This window comes from Mycetohabitans sp. B8 (genome assembly GCF_021991875.1).
Taxonomy (GTDB): Bacteria; Pseudomonadota; Gammaproteobacteria; order Burkholderiales; family Burkholderiaceae; genus Mycetohabitans.
Window position 1 is genome coordinate 143,489 of sequence record NZ_JAHLKR010000018.1, and the last position, 23,741, is coordinate 167,229.

The following is a 23,741-nucleotide window of genomic DNA, read 5'->3' on the forward strand; positions in this document are numbered from 1 at the left end:
TGGTACCCAGTGTATTCGTGCAAGCGCGTTGACAATACCTCGTCAAAGCTGGCACCGCTTAATCGAACAGTGTGGCAATCTGCCCGGGCGGCCGTCCAATCACAGCCCGGGAATCGCGAACAACGATCGGGCGTTGCAACAATGCGGGATGGTCGGAAACCGCCTTGAGAAGCGCGTCCTCAGATAGCGAGCATCGTCCAACCCCAGTTCGGTGAAGGCCGGCTCGTTCTCCCGGATCATTTCGCGCACCGACACACCCAACAATGCATGCAGCTGTTTCAAATCGTCGAGTGTAGGGGGTGTTTTCAAATATTCAACCGTCCGGACCTCTTCGCGTCCCGCCAACTCGTCAACCAGCAAGGCATAGGCGGCGCGTGATTTCGAACAACGGGGATTATGGTAAATCGTAATCATGGATACCTCAGTCGCGACACGAAAAAAATAAAGGGCATCATTGTGCACTGTGAGTAACGTGCAGGCACGCGTAACGCATCGCGCCATTGCCAACGCTCATCCACGGCCTCAGCAGCACATAAAATTTTATAAAAAATAAACTATTTCGATATCAATCGAATGAAAACGATCGCTGAGGCCTGTGATATGAGGGCCGATTGGTAATACGTGAGAGGTAGCCACTCCGTAGTAAAGCAGTACTGCATCAACTCGCTGGTTAACAGCGGCAACGACGAATGACCGATCCCTATGGGCAGCAAACCAACGGAAGAGACGAAGCTTTATGCGCATAAAGTCGGCACGGTATGTACTGTAGCAGCCATTCACCCGTTTCGTCTGCCTGCCTTCGCGACCGGTGCTGGCTTTCAGCATCAAGCTCGAGTACCTGACACGCAAAACGCCTCGCCAAAACATTGACTTCGCTTCGCTGGGGACCAACACACGTCTAAGGTTCACTGCATCGTGCTTACGATCGATGCAAAAATCACTGACCCGACCTGTGATAGGGTCCCCTTCGCACGATTCTCCTGCATATTGGAAATAACGTCCGATCAAGGCTCACGGAGTCTTCGTCGCAGCAAAGAGGAAATCATTAATCATCGGCTCAGATATATCCAGGTGCGCACAGCATTTACTGTCAACGACAAGCTATGGGTGGTTGCCTGGATCGATTGGGTAGACAAGGCGACTCCGGCTCGTCGGCATCTGGTATAGCGCAACGATCGGTAAGTCCCAAGGGACACCGTTTACAAAACACTTAGACAAGCCGTCACGGATGTCGCTGTTACTCACGCCATGCCGCCAGGTGGGCTAAGTCAGCGCCGTACCCTGTATAGACCACCACAGAAGCAGAACACGCAGTTGCTCGTGCGTCCTCGTGGCCTCGTGGCCTCGTGGCCTCGTGGCCTCGTCCTAATTTATGCGCATAAAGTCGTGGCCGAACGACATCAGCCGAATGGATTATGGATTTTCAATCACAACTTCCGATATACTCCTTAAAGTTTATCTAAGGGAGTAACGAGTGGCAGCTGAAATCATTGCGGTTACTCAGCAGAAGGGGGGCGTGGGCAAGAGCACGATCGCAATGCATCTTGGTGCAGCGTTCCACGAAAGAGAAAAGAAAGTTTTGGTCGTCGACGCGGACGGACAAAATACGTTGGTCCACTGGTCCAGCGCCGCGAGTGAAGAATCGGGCATTCCGTTCCCGATTGTGAACTTAGCGGAGGCAGGGGGCCAGATTCATAGAGAAATCAAGAAATTCGTCAATGATTACGATCTCATCATTGTGGATTGCCCGCCATCGATTACAGAGAAGGTCTCTGGCGTCGTACTGCTGGCGGCCAGTATCGCGATTGTGCCAACGTCGTCGTCGCCGGCCGACTATTGGTCGAGCGTTGGTCTGGTCAAGCTGATCCAGCAAGCGCAGACAATGAACGAAGATTTGAAAGCCGTCTTTCTCCTCAACAAGACCGAAGAAAAACGGATGCTGACACGCGAGTTGAAGCGCGCGCTCGAGGAACTCGGCTTTCCACTTTTAAAAACTCAGATCCCTACCCGCGAGTGCTACAAGCAGGCGATGGCGTTGGGACAAACCGTCCTGCAAATGTCAGACCGTGGCGCCAAGCTGGCAAGCGCCGAAATCCGAGCCTGCGCCGATGAAATCGCGGCGCTGTTGCAGTGACTTTATGCGCATAAAGGAGCCGTATGAAATCCTCTCAACTCGCCCGAGGCTTCCAGGCACGGCCGGATACGACGACCAGCGAAAAACGAACGGCACTAGAACGCCTCAACGCGATCGACACATGGGTCAAGCAACCCGGTAGCCCCAATACGTCCGAACCGGTCGCAATTGCGAAAAAGGACGGGGCGCCTAACCCGTCCGAGACCATGACCCCGGACACTAACGAATCGGCGGCGTACCGCGCATGGCGTACCGCAAGTGGATACACGCCGGGACAGGTCATTGAGCTACCACTGAAAGCGATCAAACCCAGTCCCTTCAATCCGCGCCATTTCTACCTGAAGTCGTCGATTGCCGAACTTGCCGTGAACCTTGCCAAGCAAGGTCAGCAGCAGGCTATTCACGTCATTCCGGATCATCAAAACCCCGGTGCATTCTTCGTCAGTGACGGCGGCCGCCGCGTGCGGGCATTGAGAGAGGCCAACAAGGAAAGTGTAAGAGCAATCGTCGTAGACTTGCCCATTGGCATTGAGAGCTATAAGCTCGGCTATGATTTGAACGTTCAGCGGGACTCGCAAACAGTCTTCGACAACGCAATCGTATGGCGGCGCTTTCTCGATGAGCAGCACTTCCAAAGTCAACGCGAACTTGCCGAGCATCTTGGCATCGATGAGTCGACAGTTGCCGTCGCCTTAGGCATTGCGAAACTCCCGGAAGCCGTCATGCAGGAAATGGTGGCGAGGCCGGATCGATTTGGCTCTAACATGGCGTACCAAGTTGCTCGGTATCATTCCGCAAAGGGTACCGATGCCACGCTTCGACTGATCAACAAGATCATCGCCGAAGACCTCAGCACCCGGCAAGTCGCCGATATCGTCAAGGGTAGGGCAGTGTCTAGCGACGCGCCCAAGCCGCTACGCCGACAGCGCTACGCGCAACGGCTGGAGATCAAAGTCGAGGGAGCGACACTCGGTGACCTAAAGTCGTATGGTGACGACCGCCTTGAGCTGAAGCTGAAGGGACTGACTCGAGAAAAGCGTGACGAATTGTTGGCGCAGATCGAAGCGCTATTGATGCCGAAAACCTCTGATACCGACGGCCGCGGCGTCAACTCAACCGACGTGTAACACCCCGCACGCGCCACCGGCAGCGTCCTCTAAGGCGATCATGCCGCGGCGCGTGCGTGGTTCAACGTGAACGCAAGTAGATCACCATCCGTCGGCTCGCCCCACGTTTTCAGCGCCAGCCAATCAAAAAAGGCCGTCTCGGCGATCTTCGACGTGATGCCACGCTTACGCCATTCGTCCCGCAGGTGAGCGCCCAGACCCGGCAACGCTTCTTCCTCGAACGATTTCCGGGCGAAATCCCGCCCCGCGTCATCCTGCTCGTCATAAAGCTCGCGCGCCTGTTTGCGACGATACGCAGCGTATTCTGCCAATAACCGGGCCTTTGGATCCTCCTCTCCAGCCACCTTCTTGACTTGCAACGTTGGGACTTCCTCGACTGGCGGCGCGTACCCCTTCTTCAATGCGTCCTTGAAGAGTGCCGCGGCACTGCGCACCGCAGGCAGCGTCGTGCTACGCATCCGTTGCTCGGTCATCTGTAAAGCGGCGCGAATGCGGTTCTCTTCACTGTCGGCGTACAGCGTCTGCGCCTCTTTCAACGGAATACCGAGCTTGACCATGCGATCGACCAACGTGCTGTCGAACACGTTTGGATGTTCATCAAGCGCCAGCATCGGCTGCTTGCGCTCCGCTACCCGGAACTGGATTTCCGATACACGCCGCCCTTCACGATGCTCGATCAATTCGACATTGATATTGGTTACCGCATTCACTTCCGCGATAGCCGGACGAAGATAATCGCGCTTGAAATACTTATATTCACGCTTAGCTTCATCGCCGGCCTCTGAATCAGGTGTTCCGGACAGGATGGGACGCCACCACTGCCACGGCTCACGCATCGTAAGATGACTCGGATTGGTCAAGTAGCGTACGCAAATCTCATACAGTGCCAGCCCAGCACTACTACGCAGTTGGCTTTGGAATTGCAAGCTCAGGCGGGCATACTGGACCGGGTCGAGAAGCTTCTTCTTGATCTTCGGGGCGAACGAGAACTCAACCCATACACGCCGGGTGGTCGCATCCTCGAGAATTTCGGCATCCGCGATCAACGTCGAGATACCCCACTTGCGCCCCGGCTTCTGGCTCGATGTTCCGGTGCTCCATTCAACCTGCACCGATACCATCCGACGCAAATGCTCTTTGACCAGCGCCGTGTCATTAGAGTCGAATGCGGAATTCGCGACGATATCCGAAAGCAACGCCCGATAGGTGTCGCCCGACTCATCGGCCTGCTGCGCGACAGCCAACAGCACATTGAACAGCTTGCGAGTCAGCAAGGTAATCTTACCGTTCTTGGGCTGAATCGCGATGGCTTCGACGGCCTTGCGCAACTCCGACGAGTTTGGGCTGACGACATCGGTCTTCTTCTTTGCAACGCGGGTGGCCATGTGTCAGGTCCGGACAGTGGTTGCTTGAAGAATACCCGCTATGGTGAGCGCCGTCTACATCCATCGTCTCACCCCTAAAGGGTGAGACGTCGCGAAAGTACGCACCTCACCGCGATATACTCCCGAAAGTCCTCACCTTTGAAAAACCAGGCTAATACGGTGATGCCCCTTGTCACTGGGGCTGCAGGGACATGCACAACCGCAGCCGCCTCTACGGACCCTAAAATTGAATCCTGAAAAGCCTCACCTTCGAGCTGTCGCGAAATTCATACACCGACTAAGATAGGCTGCATGTCCTTGTCCTTAAAGCAATTTTTATTACGATCGTAGATAAGCAGGGAATAATTACAGGCCTTTCCTGAAAACTCTCACCATTGATCAACAATCTCCGCCCAGCTGACTTGGCATGGGCAGAACAACGGGCTCTTATTGCGCGGCAGTAGCTCCCGAAAACGCTCACCGCTGCCGAGTGGAAAGCCGCCACGGTCCACCATCGGCCATATAACATACTAAAAACGCTCTTCACAGCCCTCAAAAAGGGAGCGCCTATTCGTTAAAACTCCATGCGACCTCGGGAGCACACGCTGTGGGTCCCGAAAAACCTCACCTTTACGTACGGCATTGTGCAGCGTCAAACCCGGCAGGGATGCCCCTTCCTTCTACCCTAAGGCCCCGAAAAAGCTCACCTTCATAGCATGATAGTGATAATTCAATGCCAAGAATGCTTTGCAAATCAATTACTTAACGAAATTGGACGGCCCATACTGCATAACCAACCGATCAAAATGTCCCCGTATGCTCACACTGGCCGATCCTGTAAAACCTCACCTTAGCACCCGGCGGCGGCCACTGCATGTCCTACCTAAGCTGCAATACAGGTCCCGAAAACGCTCACCTGACGGTGCCACCACGCTCACTTGAGCGAAATATTCAGGCTGGAAGTCCCGCTCAATACGCCTTGCTGCCACCAAACACCATCCATCTTGCATCGACTCCCGTATTGGCTCACCTTGGAAAGCGCTCAGGTCCCGAAAAACTTCACCATGCACAATAATTGAGCAACGGAAGACGGCTCCACGCGTCAATCACCACCTCCCGAAAAGTCTCACCATCATGTTCCCGAGACGAATACTCCACTGTACAAACGCTTTGCTGGTTGCGGGTCTGCGCGGGTAACCTCCTGAAAATCCTCACCTATCGTCATCACGGATGCGCGATCCACTCCCGAATCCGCTCACGATGTTTCCCGTCACTCCTCACCGGACTCCCTGAACCCCATCACCGTGGTATCCCGTGAGACCTCACCTGAGTTCCCGAAAATGTTCACCTTGGCGCCCGGAAAGCCATGCTGGGTAAGGGTTTGAGATGGCGTTAACGTTTTTAAAGATACTTCTACGTGTTCTTATTAACTGACTCAAAGAACCCCGCGAGACCTTGAAAAACAACCATCGGTACGATGTGCTGCCGTGTTTGCCCTTTAACTAAGATCACTGAAGTAGCAACTGCTACGCGCCTTCTTCTTAGCTAAGCGGAACACCACGACCACTTAACGAAGCTAACGAGCATGACCCACTGTGCTAGCGATGCTCGTGAAACATCGAGTAAAGTCCTATGGAATACGCCAAGTGGTTAGAAATTAAGGAGATTCTTGACGTCGTAGCTTAATGTTTCACGCTGATTCTAGCTCTTTTGACCAAAGAGACTGTGACCTAGCGTTCTGTCGGGGAAAGTAACATTCAACGAACAAATTAGTAGCGAAATTTACGTAATTTGTTATAATTGTTACACTTGACCACGTTGGACCGACTTCAATGAATGAAGAAGACAAGCAAGTGATACGAGGCGAACTAGCAGGCCTGAGAGCCCAAGGCACCCGGCGCCGCGAATTGTCACTGCATGCGTGTAAACGTCTGTTTTTCGATCATGGGGTCCGTCCGACACTGGCCAACGTTCGGGAATTGACGGGTGTCGGCAGTGCCAGCGATATTCCAAAAGATATCGAGTTTTTCTGGGAGCGAGTACGAGACACGTCGAAGGTTCGGATCGACACCGGTGTGCTACCACCAACACTGCACAGTACCGCTGGCGAACTGCTTCGCGGCCTTTACGATGCCGCACTTGCCGCAGCACGGGAAGAACTCGCACAAGAACGTGTTGAGATGCAACAGACTATCGCCACAGCAGAGCAAAAAGCTCGGGATGCGCAGTTGTTGTATGAGCATACCCGTGCCGAATTGCAACGGCATCACGATGCGTGGGCGGGTGCAGCACTCAAAGAAGGAGAATCGGCCGAGCGGCTGGCAACCGAACGAGCCCTAGCCAGGCGGGCACACGAACAAGTCGTCTTGCTGGAAGGCCGGTTGGCGGATAGCAAAGCGGAGATTTTGACGTTACGCAACAAAGTCGAATCGTTACAGACCGAGTTGAAAGCCCGCACTGAACACTACGCGGCAGAGATCAAGGACGCTATCACGAACGCCGAGCGCCGGGTCAAGCCGTTGCTGGTTGAACTGGACGCGCTACGTTCAGCCGCTTCTTCGTACCAAGCGGGCTTGCGCGAGCAAAGTCGTAAGGAATTCGAGCATGTCCAGCAACTAGCAGCAATCAAAGCCCGCGCCGACACTCTGCAAAACCAACTGGATATAAAGTCGGACGAAGTCGATCGGTTGAGCCGGCAGATAGAGCAATGCCGCGTGCAAGCGGGCGTACCGTCGGCACTTGGCAGATTGGTTGCCGACCTGGCATTGGCTGGCCGTCTCACCCATGAGGAAGTGGCGTCGATTGGTACCGCTGTTGACGGTTACGTCGCACTGCCATCAACATGTGCGGCATGCGGTGATGCCGAGCCTGAATTGTATGAGCACGATGGACGCTTCGAATTGCAATGTCCAGCGTGCGAGCGTACCTCCGGCGAAGTTCCTTCTCGGCTGTCCGCCTACAACCGATTTGCCGCTGCAGTCTCGCCATCTGTATCAGGCTGAGCGTGGAACAAGCGGCTTGCAGCGCCGTCAGCCTGACAGCTTGCGACACCGCTAGACCGGCGCGATGTACTGATGCAAGGCGGCACGCTGCACTCAAAGGTGAGGTTTTTCGGGAGCCATCGTTCGGTGCGTTGCGGGGCGGCCATGCTCGCACCTGAACAGGTCTAAAAGGGCAGCGCGTCGCCGGATCTCTCATGAGGTGAGCTTTTCCGGGGACTGAAAGGTGAGGTTTTACAGGATCAGCACATGAGCCGCCACGGGGATCAGCGGCTTACTATTCTGCCGTGCCATTCGGTTGTTCGCCGAACGTGCTCGACAACGTATCTGCGTTCGACTAGGTCTTAGGTCGAGCGTGTTGCCTCTGCATCCGCGCTTACAGTCGGCAGGTCCATGTTGTTGTGCTGTCGCCCACATCAGCGTAAAGGTGAAGGTTTTCGGGACCTATAGCAACGCCCGGGCAATTCGTTGCACGTCGCGGACGTCATTTTCCTGCGGTAATCAGTGGAACGCGATGGATGGGTGGATAGTTGCTGGCCAACGCCTATCCCTTCGACACGTCAGTATCCAAGCGTCGATAACCCTTGGGGCGTCGTGCCACAACCGGCTATTCAGTACCAGAATCTATCTGCATTACTAGAAAATGGCCTTGACCGTGCGTGCTGAGGTTGGGCAATTCACGCGCATGCGCACGACCCGCCACTAAAAAGACAGCAACATGGACGTTGTCAGCAGCGCGCATAGCTAGGTCCCGTGCTAAAAATCGCAGATGTGTCAACGATGGCTGGCCTCGAGCTCACATCGGATAGCTAATCTTTAAAAAAGGGGCAGTCGGCGCGGATGCGGCTTCTACGGCTAAGGTGAGGATTTACGGGAGAAGGGGAAGCTTCAGCAGCAAGCCATGATCGTAACTTACCAACGTGAAGGGGCTCGCGTCGCCGTTATCATGGGTGTACGACGACCAACAGCGCCGAGGCTTTGCCCTTGCCTGCGTTGCGAATGGTGTGCGGTCTGTCCGCCGGGTAGCGCGCCGTTTCCCCCGCCTTCAGTTTGCGGCGCGACGCGCCCGATACCAACTCGATGGTGCCGTGCAGCACGGTTAGGTGCTCATGCGTATGGGGCTCGTGTGCACCGGAAACCAGTGCACCGGCGGGCTGCAGTGTCAATTCATACCACTCGAATCGGCCCGCCAATTCGATTGGACCCCAGACCCGCAGTTGATATTTCGCGTCCGTGCCGGACAGTGTCGGAATGTCGTGCGGGCCAGCGACTTGTATCGGGTCTGCATCATGGCTTGCCGATGCAAACAGGCGGTCCAGGTTGACGCCGAGCGCATGGGTTAGGCGCCAGGCCATCGCGATTGTGGGGTTGGCTTTGTCGCGTTCGATGTCGGACAGCATCGACTTGGATACCCCCGCCGCGCGGGACAAATCCTCGAGCGTCATCTTGCGCTCGTTACGCAATTGCTGGATGTGGGCGCCGACACGGGGAGGTGTAATACCCTTGCCGCTGCGCGTGCTGCCTAGCGGTTTGCGCGGGGTGGTACGGCGCGCCGGCGAGCGTGGGCCGGAACTTGTCATAGAGGCCTCGGTGGAGTAGATTGTTCGATATATCGAACATGTATTCGGTATTGAATCAATTCAGCAAGTTAGAATGCCTGGATGTCAGCAGGCTACGCGTCGCCGCTTGCATCGGCATCGCGCGGTTATCCCACCTCAGGAGTGTTCATGAACGACGCTTATCTCGCGCACGTGCGCACTATGCTGGAGCAGATCCGCGCAGACGGATTTTATAAGTCGGAGCGCGTGATTGCTTCGCCACAATCATCGCGCATTGCGCTGGCGAGCGGTGCTCAGGTGTTGAACTTCTGTGCGAACAATTATCTCGGTCTCGCCGATGACCCACGGATCGTGAAGTCGGCGAAGGATGGATTGGACCGGGATGGGTTCGGCATGGCGTCGGTGCGTTTCATTTGCGGGACCCAATCGGTTCATAAACAACTCGAAGCGGCATTGGCCTCGTTCCTGCACACCGACGATGCCATTCTTTACTCCAGTTGCTTCGACGCGAACGGCGGGTTGTTCGAGACCCTATTGACGGAAGACGACGCGGTCATCAGTGACGAATTGAACCATGCGAGCATCATCGACGGCATACGGTTGTGCAAGGCCAAGCGCTTTCGGTATCGGAACAATGACATTGACGACCTGCAAGCGCAGTTGCAGGCCGCCGATGCGGCCGGTGCGCGATTCAAGCTGATTGCGACCGATGGCGTGTTCTCCATGGACGGAATCATCGCGAACTTGAAGGCGATTTGCGATATGGCGGACCGTCATGGCGCGCTGGTCATGGTCGATGACTCGCATGCCGTGGGCTTCATTGGGGAGCACGGATGGGGCACGCCTGAGCATTGTGGTGTGCAGGATCGGGTCGACATTGTTACCGGGACGCTTGGTAAGGCGCTGGGCGGCGCATCCGGCGGATACGTCGCGGCTCGTGCGCCGATCGTCGAGTTGCTGCGACAACGCTCGCGGCCATACTTGTTCTCCAATACGCTCGCGCCCAGTATCGCGTATGCCTCGCTCACCGTACTGGAATTGCTGCGCGGCGACGAAGGGGCGGCATTGCGCCAGCGCGTTCGCGAGAACGGCGCCCGGTTTCGCCGCGCAATGAGTTCGCTCGGCTTTACGTTGATTCCGGGCGAGCACCCGATCATTCCGATCATGCTTGGCGATGCGCAACTGGCCGGCCGGATGGCCAATGCATTGCTAGACCAGGGGGTGTATGTGACCGGGTTTTCGTATCCGGTGGTACCGAAAGGGCGGGCTAGAATCCGCACCCAGATGAGCGCTGCGCACACGCCGGAGCAGATCGACGCGGCGGTGGACGCGTTCGAGCATGTTGGCCGAGCATTGAATGTCATTTGAGGAGCGCCCATGCGTGCGCTGGCGAAGCTGGAGCGGGGACCGGGTCTGGCATTGACCAGGGTGAAAAAACCGGAAATCGGACATAACGACGTATTGATCCGCATCAGCAAGACGGCGATCTGCGGCACCGACATCCACATCTGGAATTGGGACGAATGGGCAAGCAAAACCATCCCGGTTCCAATGCACGTCGGCCATGAGTATGTCGGCGAAATCGTCGACATCGGGCAAGAAGTGCGAGGATTCAAGGTGGGTGACCGGGTATCCGGCGAGGGCCATATTACTTGTGGGTTTTGCCGGAACTGCCGCGCCGGTCGGCGTCACCTGTGTCGCAATACTATCGGAGTCGGCGTGAACCGTGCGGGTGCGTTTGCCGACTATCTGGCGATTCCGGCCTTTAATGCTTTTAAAATACCGGACGACATCGACGACGAATTGGCCGCGATCTTCGATCCATTTGGCAATGCGGCGCATACGGCGTTGAGCTTCAATCTCGTCGGTGAGGACGTGCTGATCACCGGCGCGGGGCCGATCGGCGCAATGGCCGTGGCAATCGCCCGTCATGTCGGCGCCCGCAACATCGTGATTACGGATATCAACGAGTACCGGCTCGAGCTTGCCATGAAGATGGGCGCAAGCCGTGCTGTCAACGTGTCGCGCGAATCATTGTCGCAAGTCATGCGCGAACTTGGCATGACCGAGGGGTTTGACATCGGACTCGAGATGTCGGGCGCGCCGAGCGCGTTCGAATCGATGCTGGAGCATATGAACCACGGTGGCAAAATTGCGCTGCTTGGTATCCCGCCGGCACGCACTGCGATTGATTGGAACCATGTGATTTTCAAAGGACTGGAGATCAAGGGGATATACGGACGCGAAATGTTCGAGACCTGGTACAAGATGGTCGCGATGCTGCAAAGCGGGCTGGACCTGTCGCCGATCATTACGCACCGCTTCCCCGTGGAGGAATACCGCAGTGGTTTTGATGCGATGTTGTCCGGACGCAGCGGCAAAGTCATCCTGGATTGGACGGCGTCGTCGATTCCGCGGGGCGTGTGAATCGATGTCCCGCTGGATGCGGGAAGGTGCGCGTTTTTGGCCGTGGTCTGCCTTTGGAGAAAGGATGCCTATTCGGACGATGTTTCAGCATCGTGACGCGCGCATGCGCGTCGGCTTGATGTTGTCGTGCATAGCGATAGTTGGGTTCGAGGCGCCGCGTGCCCACGCCGGCTGGTGTGACCAAGGCGCATGGGTGGACGCAATGCTGGGCTCGTACCATATTGATCCCAATCCGTCGAAGCACTTCGAGCCGTTCAATCCGGGGATCGGCGTTGAGTGTTATTTCTCGCCGCAGTGGGGGGCGACGGCAGGGTACTTGCGCAATTCGATTCGGCGTCCGTCGTTCTACGGCGGCGCCATATGGACACCGGAGTTTGTCCATTGGGGATGGTTCCGGGTCGCCGCGATGGGTGGTGTGATTTCCGGGTACAACTACGGTCGTTGGGGAATGGGACGTAATCGGACCGTCGGGCCGGTTCTCGCTCCCGTGCTGATGACGAATTTCAAGCGCGTTGGTGCGAATTTCATCCTAATTCCGCCGATACCGTCGGAAAAGCTGCCATTCACCGTGGGGTTCCAAGTAAAGATCCGTGTCGATTGAATCTTAATGGAATCGAGTAGGGGCCGCCGCCCGCGAATTTGAAGATTGGCGAGCATAGACCGATATCCAATCGCGCGTTCAGGTGAGGTTTTTCGGGAGTCGCCGGTATGGCTCCCTCCCTTTAAAAATCCTTCAACTGCCGGCCCCCTTATCAACATAGACAGCGGCCTGCACAATACCATCCGTTTTGATTAGATTCAGGCCCATCCATGCAGTTCAATCACGCCACGATCGTGACCGACGGCATCGAAGGAACACGCCGCTTTTTCGGCGACATCGTGGTTTGGACACCGGCAGCCGCTCACCATTTCAGGTTGACGGCTACGGGCTTTATCTCGGTAACTGTCCTGTCGTCTGTGTTATCGAGGCAACGCTGCCCGGTATCGCGGGACGCAGTGTGACGCGTATCGATCCCTTTGCAGCCGCTGCGATTGGCTCGGCCGTGTTCGCGGCAGCGATTCCAGATATCCGATGCGACGTCGAACAGATGATCGTGACCGGCGATCGCGTCATCGCGCATCTTTGCTTTACAGGACACTTCACGGGTACGTTCAGTGGCGTGCCAGGCAACGGCCAGCCGATCAATTTCCTTGCGACGGGTCTCTACCGGATTCGACACGGCAAGATCACCGATCAGTAAACGCGATCCGGCGCGCGGGCATGAGCATGCGGACGCAGCAACGTATCTCCTGTCTTCAATGGAGGCTTACGCAGCGCTAACAAACTTTGGATACAGACTTTCACACCGCATGGCAGCGTCACGGCGGTCGCGGACCGGCTTGGTTGTAGCACTGGTATTACCGATTCATATAGTCAATCACGAATGTTTGATTTCCGCGCACGCGGCGCCTCTCATAGACTGCTTTTAACCTTTTGTGAATACGCAGGAGTTGTTGTGAGCATCGAATCGGTCACCGCGTCGCCCCAACCCCGCTTGCTACGGCACTACATCGATGGTGAGTTCGTGGCGGGCGATGTCACGTTCCAGAACGTGAGCCCGGTCGATGGCTCGCAGGTCGCGCTGGTCTGCGAGGCTGATGCGCAAGCGGTGGATCGCGCGGTGCGGGCGGCACGGGCGGCCCAACTGGCTGGTTGGCGCGACACGACGCCGGCGCAGCGGGCGGACTGGCTGTACCGGATCGCCCAGGGCATTGAAGCGCGCTTTGACGCGTTCGTTGCCGCGGAAGTGGCGGACACTGGCCGTCCGATTGCCCAAGCGCGGACGCTGGACGTGGCGCGGGGCATCGCTAATTTCCGCACGTTCGCCGACTTGGTGCGTACCGCGAACAGCGAGTTTTTTGAGACCCATACGGCGGACGGCGGCGAGCTGATCAACTATGTGACACGCAAGCCGCTCGGCGTGGTCGGCATCATTTCGCCATGGAACCTGCCGCTGCTGTTGCTGACGTGGAAGGTTGCGCCCGCGCTCGCGATGGGCAACTGCGTGGTGGCTAAACCGTCGGAGGAAACACCTGGCTCGGCGACACTGCTGGCCGAGGTGATCCATGAGGTCGGCTTGCCGCGCGGGGTATTCAACTTGGTCCATGGTCACGGGCCTAACGCGGCGGGCGAGTTCCTGTCCCGTCATCCGGACATCAGCGCGATCACGTTCACCGGCGAGTCGCGCACCGGCAGCACCATCATGAAGACGGTTGCCGATGGCGTGAAGAACATCTCGTTCGAGCTGGGGGGCAAGAACGCGGCGGTCGTGTTCGCCGACGCCGATTTTGATGCCGCGGTCGACGGCGTGGCCAAATCAAGCTTTACGAACGCAGGGCAGGTATGCCTGTGCAGCGAGCGGGTGTACGTCGAGCGGCCGATCTTCGAGCGCTTTGTGGCTGCACTGAAGCAAAAGGCGCAGGCGCTGCGCGTGGGCGCGCCGGAGGATCCGAGCACCACGATGGGACCGTTGATTTCACACCACCATCGCGACAAGGTGCTGTCGTATTTCCGGTTGGCCGTCGAGGAAGGGGCCAACGTGGTGACTGGCGGCGATGTCCCGCGTTTCGGCGATGCGCGGGATCGTGGCGCATTCGTGAACCCGACCCTCTGGACGGGCCTACCGGACACCGCGCGCTGCGTGACCGAGGAGATTTTCGGGCCGGTTTGCCATGTGGCGCCGTTTGACAGTGAGGACGAGGTGATTGGCCGAGTCAACCATAGCGCCTACGGTTTGGCGGCAAGTATCTGGACTACGCACTTGGCTCGGGGCCATCGTGTCGCGCGCCAAATCGAGACCGGCATTGTGTGGGTCAACGCGTGGTTCGTGCGCGACCTGCGCACGCCATTTGGCGGCGCTAAGCTGTCGGGCATCGGTCGCGAAGGCGGTCGACATTCGCTCGACTTCTACTCTGAGCTCACCAATGTTTGCGTAAAGATCGGATAAACGCACGAAATACGGAACCCTTATGACTGAATCGACTTCCCAGGGCCGCGTTGTGCCAGGCAAGGCCACGCCGCGCGGCCGATTTCCGCACTTGCAGCGTGCCGGTGACTTCTTGTTCGTGTCGGGCACCAGCGCTCGCCGCCCCGACAATACGATCGTCGGCGCGTCGGTCGATGCGCTCGGCACGGTGAACCTAGACATCCGGGCACAGACCCGGGCGGTGATCGAGAATATCCGCGATATCCTGCGCGCCGACGAGGCCGAGCTGTCGAATTTGGTCGACATCTCGGCGTTCCTGGTCAACATGAACGACTTTGGTGGATACAACGAAGTCTATGGCGAGTTTTTTGACGAAACCGGGCCGACCCGCACGACCGTGGCCGTCCATCAGCTACCCCACCCGCACCTGCTGATCGAGATCAAGGCTGTCGCGTATGTGCCGCGCCAGCGCTGAGCGCGGGACGCCAGGCACAGTGTGAGGGACGTGCTGCGCGTGGGGGGCGTGCCGGCGTGACGCGGCGCCGATACTGTGCATCGAGAGAGGAGACGAAGATGCTGGGATATGGAAAGCCGTTCAACTTCCAACGCTGGATCGACGAACACATGCACTTGCTGCAGCCGCCGGTGGGCAACCAGCAAATTTGGCAGGACAGCGACTTGGTCGTGACGGTCGTGGGCGGTCCGAATCATCGTACCGATTACCACGATGATCCGCTCGAGGAGTTCTTTTACCAGCTGCGCGGCAACGCGTATTTGTACCTGTGGATCGACGGTCGCAAGGAGCGTGTGGACTTGAAAGAAGGCGACATATTCCTGTTGCCGCCGCACGTGCGGCATTCGCCGCAGCGGCCTGAGGCCGGCAGCGCGTGCTTGGTGATCGAGCGGCGGCGGCCGCCGGGACTGCTCGACGGGTTTGAATGGTACTGCGATGCGTGCCACCACCGGGTGCATCGGGTCGAGGTTCAACTTAAGAGCATCGTGACCGACCTGCCGCCGTTGTTCGACGCATTTTATGGCTCCGAGGACAAGCGTCGATGTCCGCAGTGCGGCCAATTGCATGCGGGCAAAGCCGCTTAATTAACCGGACTGACTGGATTGCCGCACCGACTTGCAATGAAACTTCGAATTGACATGCATTCTCATTTCTTCCCGCGCATCACGCCGGAAGAGGCGGCGCGCTTGGACACCGCACATGCCCCCTGGCTGAATATCGACGCCGATGGCCAGCATGGCATGATCATGACGGGAGACCGGCCGTTTCGACCAGTGTACCGCGCGCTGTGGGATCCGCGCACGCGTATCGCCGAGATGGACGAACGCGGCATCGACATCCAAATGATGTGCGCGACGCCGGTGATGTTCGGCTATCGCTACGATGCCAGAGCGGCCGACGAATGGGCGCGACGCATGAACGATCTCGCGCTGGAAATGTGCGCGTATGCACCCAACAGGTTGATGACGCTGGCGCAGGTACCGTTGCAGGACGTCGAGTTGGCGTGCCGCGAGGCGACGCGCGCGTTCCATTGCGGTCATCACGGCGTGCAGATCGGCAATCACCTCGGCTCGCGCGACCTGGACGACGAGCAACTGGTCACGTTTCTCACACACTGCGCAAACGATGGGATTCCGGTGCTGGTTCATCCGTGGGACATGATGACCGATGGCCGGATGAAGAAATGGATGCTGCCATGGCTTGTTGCCATGCCGGCGGAGACGCAGTTGAGCATGGTGTCGTTGATTTTGTCTGGGGCCTTTGAGCGTATCCCGGCCTCGTTGAAGCTTTGCTTCGCGCACGGCGGCGGCAGTTTTGCGTTCCTGCTCGGTCGCGTGCAGAACGCGTGGGAAAACCGGGATATCGTCCGAGAAAATTGCCCGCACCCGCCGCTATCGTACTTGAATCGGTTTCACGTGGACAGCGCGGTCTTCGATCCACGTGCGCTGAAAATGCTGGTCGATACAATGGGGGAGGATCGGGTGCTACTCGGCTCCGACTACCCGTTCCCGCTCGGGGAGCAGTTGATCGGCGAACTGGTCGCGACGCACCCGGAACTGAGCGATGACGCGAAAAGCAAGATCCTAGGTCAAAACGCATTGCGCTTTTTTGGCTTGTCGGAGCCGGCCACCGTATAGGTGAGATTGTTCGAGATCCCGCTGAGTCATCGATCTTGGCGGGCCGCACGGGTTAGGCCGCCAGTGTGTCTGACGGGCGCTCGATAGGCGCGGTGGCAGTCTTACTCGTCGGTATTGCTGTTCGGAATCGTGACGCGGCGCTTTCGGGTGACCACCACCGGTCGGGAGGCGGAGTTTGCCGACGCACCCGCACGCGAGAGAGCCGACATGCGGGACGTTGGCCCCCCTCGGGCGGACCCGGCGCCACGGCTCGATGCCGACGACCGGGCGGCACGGCTGTCGGGCGTGTCGTGCTGGACCGTCGAAATCGCTTTCTTATAGATGACCTGCATGCCGCCAGGGACACGAAGCATCACGACGTATTGATCGAACGATTCAACATGGCCGACGATACGGATACCGTTGACCAAGTAGATCTGGACGCGCTTGCGTTCCTTGCGCGCTGAGTTGAGGATGTCGTTTTGCGACAGGCCGGATTCTGACGCCATGCGTTGTGCTGAGCGTGCGTAGTGATCGATGCCGGGTGCACGACCACTGGTGTTTGACGGATACGGAACGCGGCGAAGTGGAACCACGATTCGAGCTCAAATGGTATCAGACTGGCGGCGTGCCGGGGTGGCATGCTTTTTATCGCGCTCCGGCGCGGCGGTTATCCGGCGCTTGCTTCGCGTTTGTGGCTCGATCCGTAACAATGGAGCGCCGCTGCCCGTCGCATTGTTCAGCGCACAGCCGTCATTGAGCCATCAATACGGCACTCAGCAACCGGCCACGCGATGGCCTCGATCAATCGGCAGCCAGCGTCTTCGAGTGTGCCAGAGTGATCGATTGAAACCAGCGTGGCGTGCTCGGGCAGTGCACAGGCGGGCCGCCGCTCGAGCCGTGCCACAATCTGTGCCGCCGTCTCGTGACCGCGTCGCGCGAGCCGTTGACCACCACCGGCAGGTCCCGCACTAGCCAGCCGTCGATCTTGATGCCGATCCCGTAGTGCAGTGCGTAGCTTTGCTAGTGCAACGAGAACAGGCCATGCGCACGATATCACGGCTTGGCATGGCGGCTGCGGCTGCGTCGCTGTACTGGCGCAGCGCGGGTTTCGCGGCGGACGATACAGGCTGCGCATCGTCGGCGGTTGTCGTTTTGACGCGACAACCGATGCGAAGCCGCGACTCGTCATGCGAAGTGTCGCACCAGGGACAGCCAGCACAGCGTCAATATCATCCAATGCGGCGTCGCTAACGCTGTCGAGCGGATAAAATGCGGCTCATGTCCATCCAGCACGCCCTCCTTACGTCGCTGCTCGAAAAGCCAACCTCGGGTTACGACCTGGCGCGCCGCTTCGATCGCTCGATCGGCTATTTCTGGCACGCCACGCACCAGCAGATCTATCGCGAACTTGCCCGCATGGCGACCGTCGGGTGGGTGGCGGCCGTCGATGATGTGAACGATCCGGCAAGGCGCAAGAAATGCTACCAGGTGCTGACGACCGGGAGGGCAGAACTCGTGCGGTGGATCCGCGAGCCTTTGGACGATGGCGACCGGAACTGTCGGCAAGCATTCCTAGTCAAGCTTCGCGCGGCCGCTGTGGTCGGCCCAGACGGGCTGGGGGAGGAGCTGGCGCAACTGCTCGAGCAGTGGCAGGCCCGCCTCGACACCTACCGGAACATCGAGCAGCGGGATTTCTCCGCCCCCGTACTCTCGACGAAGCAACGCCTGCAACATGCGGTGCTGCGCTACGGCATCCGTGCTGAAGAAACCTGGATCGGATGGGCGCACGACGTCATGGCGTTGTTGCACGAGCTCGGCCGCTGAGCGCACCGCACGCAATGCCGCGCGAGCGGGCGCGAACGCGTGGCATCGGCGTCGCGCTTGTTGATTAAATTCGCAAACTAGCCTCATTGCTGCCTTTACCACGCCTTGTCCCCTTGGCGGCCGCGCGCGGCTTGCCCATGAAGGTAGGGGATCCATCGCGACGCAGCCGGTCGAACGTGATCCCGGACATCGAGACGTCGACCAACGGCTTGATATTGACATCGGTTGCAAAGCGGTGGTGAACCACTTCGTTTTTGTCGACCCTTACCGCGCCCACGTTGGCATCCACAAATAGCAGCGCCGTCGCCAGGCCTCTTGCCCACGGGGACAGGATCGGAACAGACTCATGGGCCTCGCTGCGTTCTTTCGTGACCAGGGAAGTCAATCTCCATGAAGCGGGATCGGCCAATATCTGCTCGCGTTTGGCCTCGATGACCTGTTTCATTCTCTCGAGGTCCTTCGCGGACACGCGTTCTCGCGAGCCGGCCTCCCAAGGACGCAGGTAATGTTGTTCGAAGTGCGCCTGCAACAGGTTGATCTGTTCCGCAGCCGGGTCCGTCAGCGCATAGCGATGGATATGGCTGTCCGTTTGCCTCGTCCCGTTGCCCAATTCCAGCATGTTTTTTACCGCACTGGCCACCTGGTCCGTTAGCAGTTTGGCAGATTGGGTCCGTTTCTGTTTGAGATACGTGCCAACCGCCTTGATCCCGGTATCGTCATGGTCGCCATCGTGGTCAAGCAGTTGGCGCGTCGCATATTCATATGTGGTTGCGTCCGGGAAATTAACATCCAGAAAGCAGGCGCGCGGGTCGATTTTGCCTTGGTAGGACTGCACCGTACGCGAAAGCGACACCTTCACCTGGTAGATTTGCTTGTCCCATAAGCGTTTGGAAGTTGGGCCGGTGCTGACACTGCTTTTCGGGCTGCTCGAGGTAGCGGCTGAAACGGAAGCGCCGACCTTGGCCTCTACCTTAACCTCGATGCTGCGCTCTGCGTGCCGCTTTTCGGTTGACATGTGGCCGGAGTCGCTGCGGGACGTCGATATGCTGTTCACGTGCTTGCCGGACACCGGGACGGAAGCGCTGACGGACGCACCAAGCGGTGCCGGAAGCACATTGGGAATGCCAACGCTGACGAGGGGCCCCGTCGACGCAGCATGACGTTTTTCGTCCACGGTGCCCTCGATCCATCCGACGGACACATCGCGGGCACCGACCAGCGATTGCGCCAGTGTGTTCCAGCATTGCTCGCTGGTGCCGCGTGATTCGGCTGTGGCGCCGGCGGATGATAGGCTCTTCATGGTGTCGAGGATGTGGTTCACGCTAGCTTGCATGGCTTCGTCGTCGTAGCCGGAACCGTCATCCTTTAGCTGACGGGCCACTTGAACGAGGATGCCGCGGGGGCGCGCGTGCTCCGAATCGTAGAATTGCACACTGGTGGTGCCACCGACAAGGCTGCCTGGTAACGATGCGCCGGCCAGCACACCGACGCCCGCGCCGTCGCCCGTCGCATGGGCAGTGCCGATAAAAAGCCAGGCGTGCTGCTCGGTACACCCCATTTGCACCGTGGCCTTGCGTTCGCGTGAGCGCTTGGTGTTGATGCTTGGGACCACTACGGGTAAGGGTACCGGGCTCGCCTGGGCGGCTTGGCTTACCGCCGCTGTTATCGACGCTGATACCCGTTCTGTCGTGAAGGTGAGCTTGCCTGCGTCACTGAATTCGACCGCCATGCCAGGACGCAGCGACGACACTATACGTTTTAGTGCATCCCAGCCGCTATCGGTTGCGTCAGTAACAGCCGTCGTGACCGACTGAGTCGCAGTCGATGCCGCACGGGTCAGCTCGGAAGCCTCTGCAGTTGAAGCCGCTGACGCGTGGTCTGGCGCCGAGGCCTGCCTGTCAGCAGCGCTAGACTTCTCGGCGGCTCTGCTGGCGCCTGATGGGATGCGGGTCGCGATCATCGGGGCTTTCATGGCTCCCCAAATCCGCTGTATTAGGTGGGAGCCACAATGTTTGCGGTCCCTGAGCGCGACCTCCGACACAAACTTGTTCAAACGGTGCGATGCCTTCGCCTTATCGGTTTCGCGCAAGTCTGGTCGCTGATTGAAAAGTGCGGCAACCTCGCCAGGCACGACTTTTCCTATGATCGAGGTGATGACCTTTCTAAAATGATTCAAACGGCCCGATGCTTTCGCTTTGTCGGTTCCCCGGCCGCTTTCGTGGAAGCGTTGTCGCCAGTCAAATAATGCCTCTTTTTCGCTGGGCGTGAGTGTTTTAATGAACGATGCGAAGCGATCCTCGGGCGTGGAACCGCTCGCGCTGTGCGGATGTTCGGTTTGGTCGAAGTATTTCTTGGCGATGGCAAAGACCTGGCTGGCCAGTAGCGTGGCTTTGGCGTCCTGCCCGTTCATTGCCAAGTGACCTTGAAGCCACTGCTGACGCTTGGCCGTTCCCGATGGCGATGAGTCGTCAAAATCGAGCGCAGCGTGCATCGGCGTTGCGTGACCGTCGTGCTGCTGAACGAATCGTACGTAGTTCTCGATCCGCTCGGCTGTATCCAACAGCACGTGGAGCATGTCCCGATCCGCGCTGCGGGAAAGCGGCGCGAACTTCTCTGCGCGCAGCTTGAGCAGCGTCTCAAAGCCGTATTCCGTACGAGCGAGCACGCGAGCTGTTTCCCATGACGCGCGCCACGCTTGCTGCTGATCGGGCAAATGGGCGCCGGCTGCTGCGGCGGATACATCGTGGAAAGGCTGATCGAAGTTCAATGCACGCAACTGCCGCAACACCTTCGTGGCCGTCGTGCTGTCGCGTACGCCTGCGTCATGCATGGCAAACAAGACCAACTGGGCGCGCGCGGCGCTCACCTTGCCCGTGCCGTCATCTAAGCCTGTATGGAGTTGGTGCGCCAGCTCGGCTGTCACCAGGTTCGGGCCTGGGTAGTTGGCTTCAACAAGATGGTTCAGCAACTGCGCGCGCGTCCAGTAGCGCGGTTCGTCCACACCTAGCACGCCTACCGTGTCGATGTTGTAGCCGGGCGTGTCGTGATCCGTTGGCGTGACTCCGATTGCACGAGCCGGCATCGCAGATCTCACCGACGCAGGGGGCTGCTTTCCACGAAGACGAATACCCAACTTCGATCGCAACTCGTCCAGCGGCGCCGTGTGTCGCGACGTGGAGGCCGGCTTGCGAGCGGCGGTCCCGAGCGCTTTTTCGCTATTGGATTTCGGGCCGGCGTGCTCGACTGCCGGGGATGCAGTACACATGACGCCTCGTGAGGGCGAAACGATAACATCGGCGGGCATGGTCGGCGCTGGCGGAGAATGTCAACGGCTTCACTATTGCACTGTGGTGTGTCATATCGTCACGTTTAGCGCTCCGATGTCGCATCGAACGAAGTGTGCTCCGGGTTTCCGGTGATGTTTTCATCGATGCGCCAGAACGGCGCATCGGCGTGGGCGGCGAGCCACTCATTGACTTTCAGCATCGCTTGGCCGGCAATGCCGATGTCTCGTATCAAACGCGAATCGATCAACCTCGACAGCGATGCATCGAGTACCGCGTCGTTCGGCATTGACGCCAGCTGTGGTATCCCCCTTAATCGATACAGCACTTCATCGTGTGTCACGGCGTGCTCGAAGGTGGCTAGGCTGCGTAATAGGATGTGCTCTAATGGATTTAACTGGGCCATGCACTGCCGGATAAGCGGCAGAAATGCCGCCGCACCGGGCGCTGCCATGCTTGTGTGGCCGGTATTGATGTTGCCGGCGGCCGGACGCATCGTGTCGGCCAGCGTCGCTAGCGCTGTCTCGAGCGGCTCCTCGGCACGAATCCGCTGTGCGAGCGCAAACGCCGCTAATTCCAAGGCGAGCGGCATGCCTTCGGCCAGTGCCGCGACTCGCGCCGCCATCGCGATGGCCTGTGGGCTTGCGTCGGCGTACCATATCGAACTGGCGGCCGTCGGCGAGCGTCTTTGTTGCGTGGCGCCGCGCGGACTCGTCAGAATGTGCAAACGGGCGAACAGTAATTGAAGCGCGTCGCATTGCGGCATCAACGATGACGCGCCACAAGAAGGGGAGGGCGTCTGTAACGGCGATACGCGCACGACGTGTTCGGCGTGTATGCCCGGCGTATCCTTGGCCGTTGTGATCACGCACAGCTCTGGTGCTTCGTCGATCAGTCTGTTGATGTACTGGGTCGTTTCGACTGGCAGCCCGTCTACGTCATGGATCAACAGCATCATACGGCGCGGCTTGAGCCACCTGCGCAAGTATTGGCCCGGTGCGTCGCCGCGGTACGCGTCGATGTGCAACGTTCGAATACATGCTCGGGCAAATGCATCGACGTGTTGCTGCGGTACGCAATGCACAAGAGCGGCGCCGTGTGGATACAACGCGCCCAGACGGCGGACTAGCTCCAACGCGACGCGTGTCTTGCCAATGCCCGCTGGGCCGGTCAGCGTGACGACGCGGGCCGTTGGAACCACTGCCAACAATTCTGATATTTCGGCATGGCGCCCGACAAATGGTGTGGTACCGCGCGGCAGCATTAAGGTTGTCCGGATTTGCGGCGCGTCGGCCGCCTCTTCGGAAAATGGAGTGGCCTGTGCCGATTCGACGCGATGATAAGGCGGTGCCTGAGCGGTGCTTGCGCTTCCCATTGCTGTGACGGTGCCGTCGCCAGACGGTGCTTCGGGCGCAAGCGTCACGGGACGCTGCTCGCCGCTGAACCGGTATCCCTGGCCCCGGACTGTCGCGACCAAGTGCTCATCGCCGCCGAGTGCGCGCCGTAATGCGGCAACCTTCGACTGAATCGAGTTGACGCTGATGTCCGCGTTGTGCCACACCTTCTCACGCAGTTCATCGGTGCTGACTGTGCGGCCGTTGGCCTCCAGCAGTATTCGAAGGATCGTGAGCGACCGGGAGCCGATGGCGACCGGTTTGCCGTCTACGTTCAGTTGTGCCGGATCGAGGATCAGTTGGTATCGCCCGAATGCGATAGCCATCATCGCGGGTTGAGTTGACATCGATGCAGGCCTTTCCCTATAGGTGTGTCGACGGTCCACGCGACCGCAGTGAAGCGAGCATACGGACGGAAGTTGGACAGCGACAGCGACAGCGACAGTGACGAACTACGCACAGACAACAGTATGTTGTCATTGCGTGTTGTACTGCTATATCAAAATAGATCACATGCTCGGACATGCGCA

General features: G+C 58.5%; 16 protein-coding genes and 2 pseudogenes. 12 read left to right on the plus strand and 6 right to left on the minus strand.

The annotated features are described in order from the left end of the window. Window positions 1-58: 58 nt before the first annotated feature. A pseudogene (arsC, locus tag KQH60_RS10065) lies at window positions 59-414 on the minus strand (arsenate reductase (glutaredoxin)). Window positions 415-1,474: 1,060 nt separating this feature from the next. Here arsC and parA point away from each other — a divergent pair. After that, on the plus strand, window positions 1,475-2,134 hold the full coding sequence (parA, locus tag KQH60_RS10070) for a ParA family partition ATPase (RefSeq protein WP_237576319.1): 660 nt from the start codon (window positions 1,475-1,477) through the stop codon (window positions 2,132-2,134). Between the two features lie 23 nt (window positions 2,135-2,157). Further along, window positions 2,158-3,261 (plus strand): ParB/RepB/Spo0J family partition protein, encoded by a 1,104-nt coding sequence (locus KQH60_RS10075; protein WP_237576320.1) that lies wholly within the window; start codon window positions 2,158-2,160, stop codon window positions 3,259-3,261. A gap of 38 nt (window positions 3,262-3,299) precedes the next feature. On the opposite strand, the gene KQH60_RS10080 is transcribed toward KQH60_RS10075, so the two are convergent. Then, window positions 3,300-4,646: a replication initiation protein gene (locus KQH60_RS10080; protein ID WP_237576321.1), complete on the minus strand. Its 1,347-nt coding sequence runs from the start codon at window positions 4,644-4,646 to the stop codon at window positions 3,300-3,302. Between the two features lie 1,811 nt (window positions 4,647-6,457). On the opposite strand from KQH60_RS10080, the gene KQH60_RS10085 reads away from it, so the two are divergent. Beyond that, window positions 6,458-7,627 (plus strand): DNA-binding protein, encoded by a 1,170-nt coding sequence (locus KQH60_RS10085; protein WP_237576322.1) that lies wholly within the window; start codon window positions 6,458-6,460, stop codon window positions 7,625-7,627. Between the two features lie 941 nt (window positions 7,628-8,568). Here the strand turns inward: KQH60_RS10085 and KQH60_RS10090 are convergent. Beyond that, window positions 8,569-9,204 (minus strand): helix-turn-helix domain-containing protein, encoded by a 636-nt coding sequence (locus KQH60_RS10090; protein WP_237576323.1) that lies wholly within the window; start codon window positions 9,202-9,204, stop codon window positions 8,569-8,571. 147 nt (window positions 9,205-9,351) lie between these two features. On the opposite strand from KQH60_RS10090, the gene KQH60_RS10095 reads away from it, so the two are divergent. The 8 genes and pseudogenes from KQH60_RS10095 to KQH60_RS10130 all read left to right on the plus strand — a co-directional run bounded on the left by KQH60_RS10095 (window position 9,352) and on the right by KQH60_RS10130 (window position 16,727). Next, window positions 9,352-10,551 (plus strand): glycine C-acetyltransferase, encoded by a 1,200-nt coding sequence (locus KQH60_RS10095; RefSeq protein ID WP_237576324.1) that lies wholly within the window; start codon window positions 9,352-9,354, stop codon window positions 10,549-10,551. Window positions 10,552-10,560: 9 nt separating this feature from the next. Next, window positions 10,561-11,610 (plus strand): L-threonine 3-dehydrogenase, encoded by a 1,050-nt coding sequence (gene tdh / locus KQH60_RS10100; protein ID WP_237576325.1) that lies wholly within the window; start codon window positions 10,561-10,563, stop codon window positions 11,608-11,610. A 118-nt stretch (window positions 11,611-11,728) separates the two neighbouring features. After that, window positions 11,729-12,211, plus strand: a complete 483-nt coding sequence (locus KQH60_RS10105; protein WP_237576433.1) for a hypothetical protein — start codon at window positions 11,729-11,731, stop codon at window positions 12,209-12,211. 454 nt (window positions 12,212-12,665) lie between these two features. Then, a pseudogene (locus tag KQH60_RS10110) lies at window positions 12,666-12,851 on the plus strand (ester cyclase); the annotation flags it as partial. A gap of 255 nt (window positions 12,852-13,106) precedes the next feature. Further along, a complete protein-coding gene (locus KQH60_RS10115; protein WP_237576326.1) occupies window positions 13,107-14,597 on the plus strand; it encodes a 2-hydroxymuconic semialdehyde dehydrogenase in 1,491 nt (496 codons plus the stop codon). 22 nt (window positions 14,598-14,619) lie between these two features. Next, window positions 14,620-15,051 carry a RidA family protein gene (locus KQH60_RS10120; protein ID WP_237576327.1) on the plus strand — a complete coding sequence of 144 codons (432 nt, stop codon included), beginning with the start codon at window positions 14,620-14,622 and terminating at the stop codon, window positions 15,049-15,051. A 98-nt stretch (window positions 15,052-15,149) separates the two neighbouring features. Next, the gene (locus KQH60_RS10125; RefSeq protein WP_237576328.1) at window positions 15,150-15,674 is read left to right on the plus strand and encodes a 3-hydroxyanthranilate 3,4-dioxygenase; all 525 of its coding nucleotides are present in this window, start codon (window positions 15,150-15,152) and stop codon (window positions 15,672-15,674) included. 36 nt (window positions 15,675-15,710) lie between these two features. Then, window positions 15,711-16,727, plus strand: a complete 1,017-nt coding sequence (locus KQH60_RS10130) for an amidohydrolase family protein (RefSeq protein ID WP_237576329.1) — start codon at window positions 15,711-15,713, stop codon at window positions 16,725-16,727. 101 nt (window positions 16,728-16,828) lie between these two features. Here the strand turns inward: KQH60_RS10130 and hfq are convergent, their stop codons facing one another. Beyond that, window positions 16,829-17,215 carry an RNA chaperone Hfq gene (gene hfq / locus KQH60_RS10135; protein WP_237576330.1) on the minus strand — a complete coding sequence of 129 codons (387 nt, stop codon included), beginning with the start codon at window positions 17,213-17,215 and terminating at the stop codon, window positions 16,829-16,831. Between the two features lie 772 nt (window positions 17,216-17,987). Between hfq and KQH60_RS10140 the strand changes: the two genes are divergently transcribed. Further along, window positions 17,988-18,533 (plus strand): PadR family transcriptional regulator, encoded by a 546-nt coding sequence (locus KQH60_RS10140; protein WP_237576331.1) that lies wholly within the window; start codon window positions 17,988-17,990, stop codon window positions 18,531-18,533. A 64-nt stretch (window positions 18,534-18,597) separates the two neighbouring features. Here the strand turns inward: KQH60_RS10140 and KQH60_RS10145 are convergent, their stop codons facing one another. Together KQH60_RS10145 and KQH60_RS10150 are read right to left on the minus strand one after the other, a co-directional pair. Further along, window positions 18,598-21,300 carry a hypothetical protein gene (locus KQH60_RS10145; RefSeq protein WP_237576332.1) on the minus strand — a complete coding sequence of 901 codons (2,703 nt, stop codon included), beginning with the start codon at window positions 21,298-21,300 and terminating at the stop codon, window positions 18,598-18,600. Window positions 21,301-21,902: 602 nt separating this feature from the next. Beyond that, a complete protein-coding gene (locus KQH60_RS10150; protein WP_237576333.1) occupies window positions 21,903-23,558 on the minus strand; it encodes a winged helix-turn-helix domain-containing protein in 1,656 nt (551 codons plus the stop codon). Window positions 23,559-23,741 lie beyond the last annotated feature (183 nt).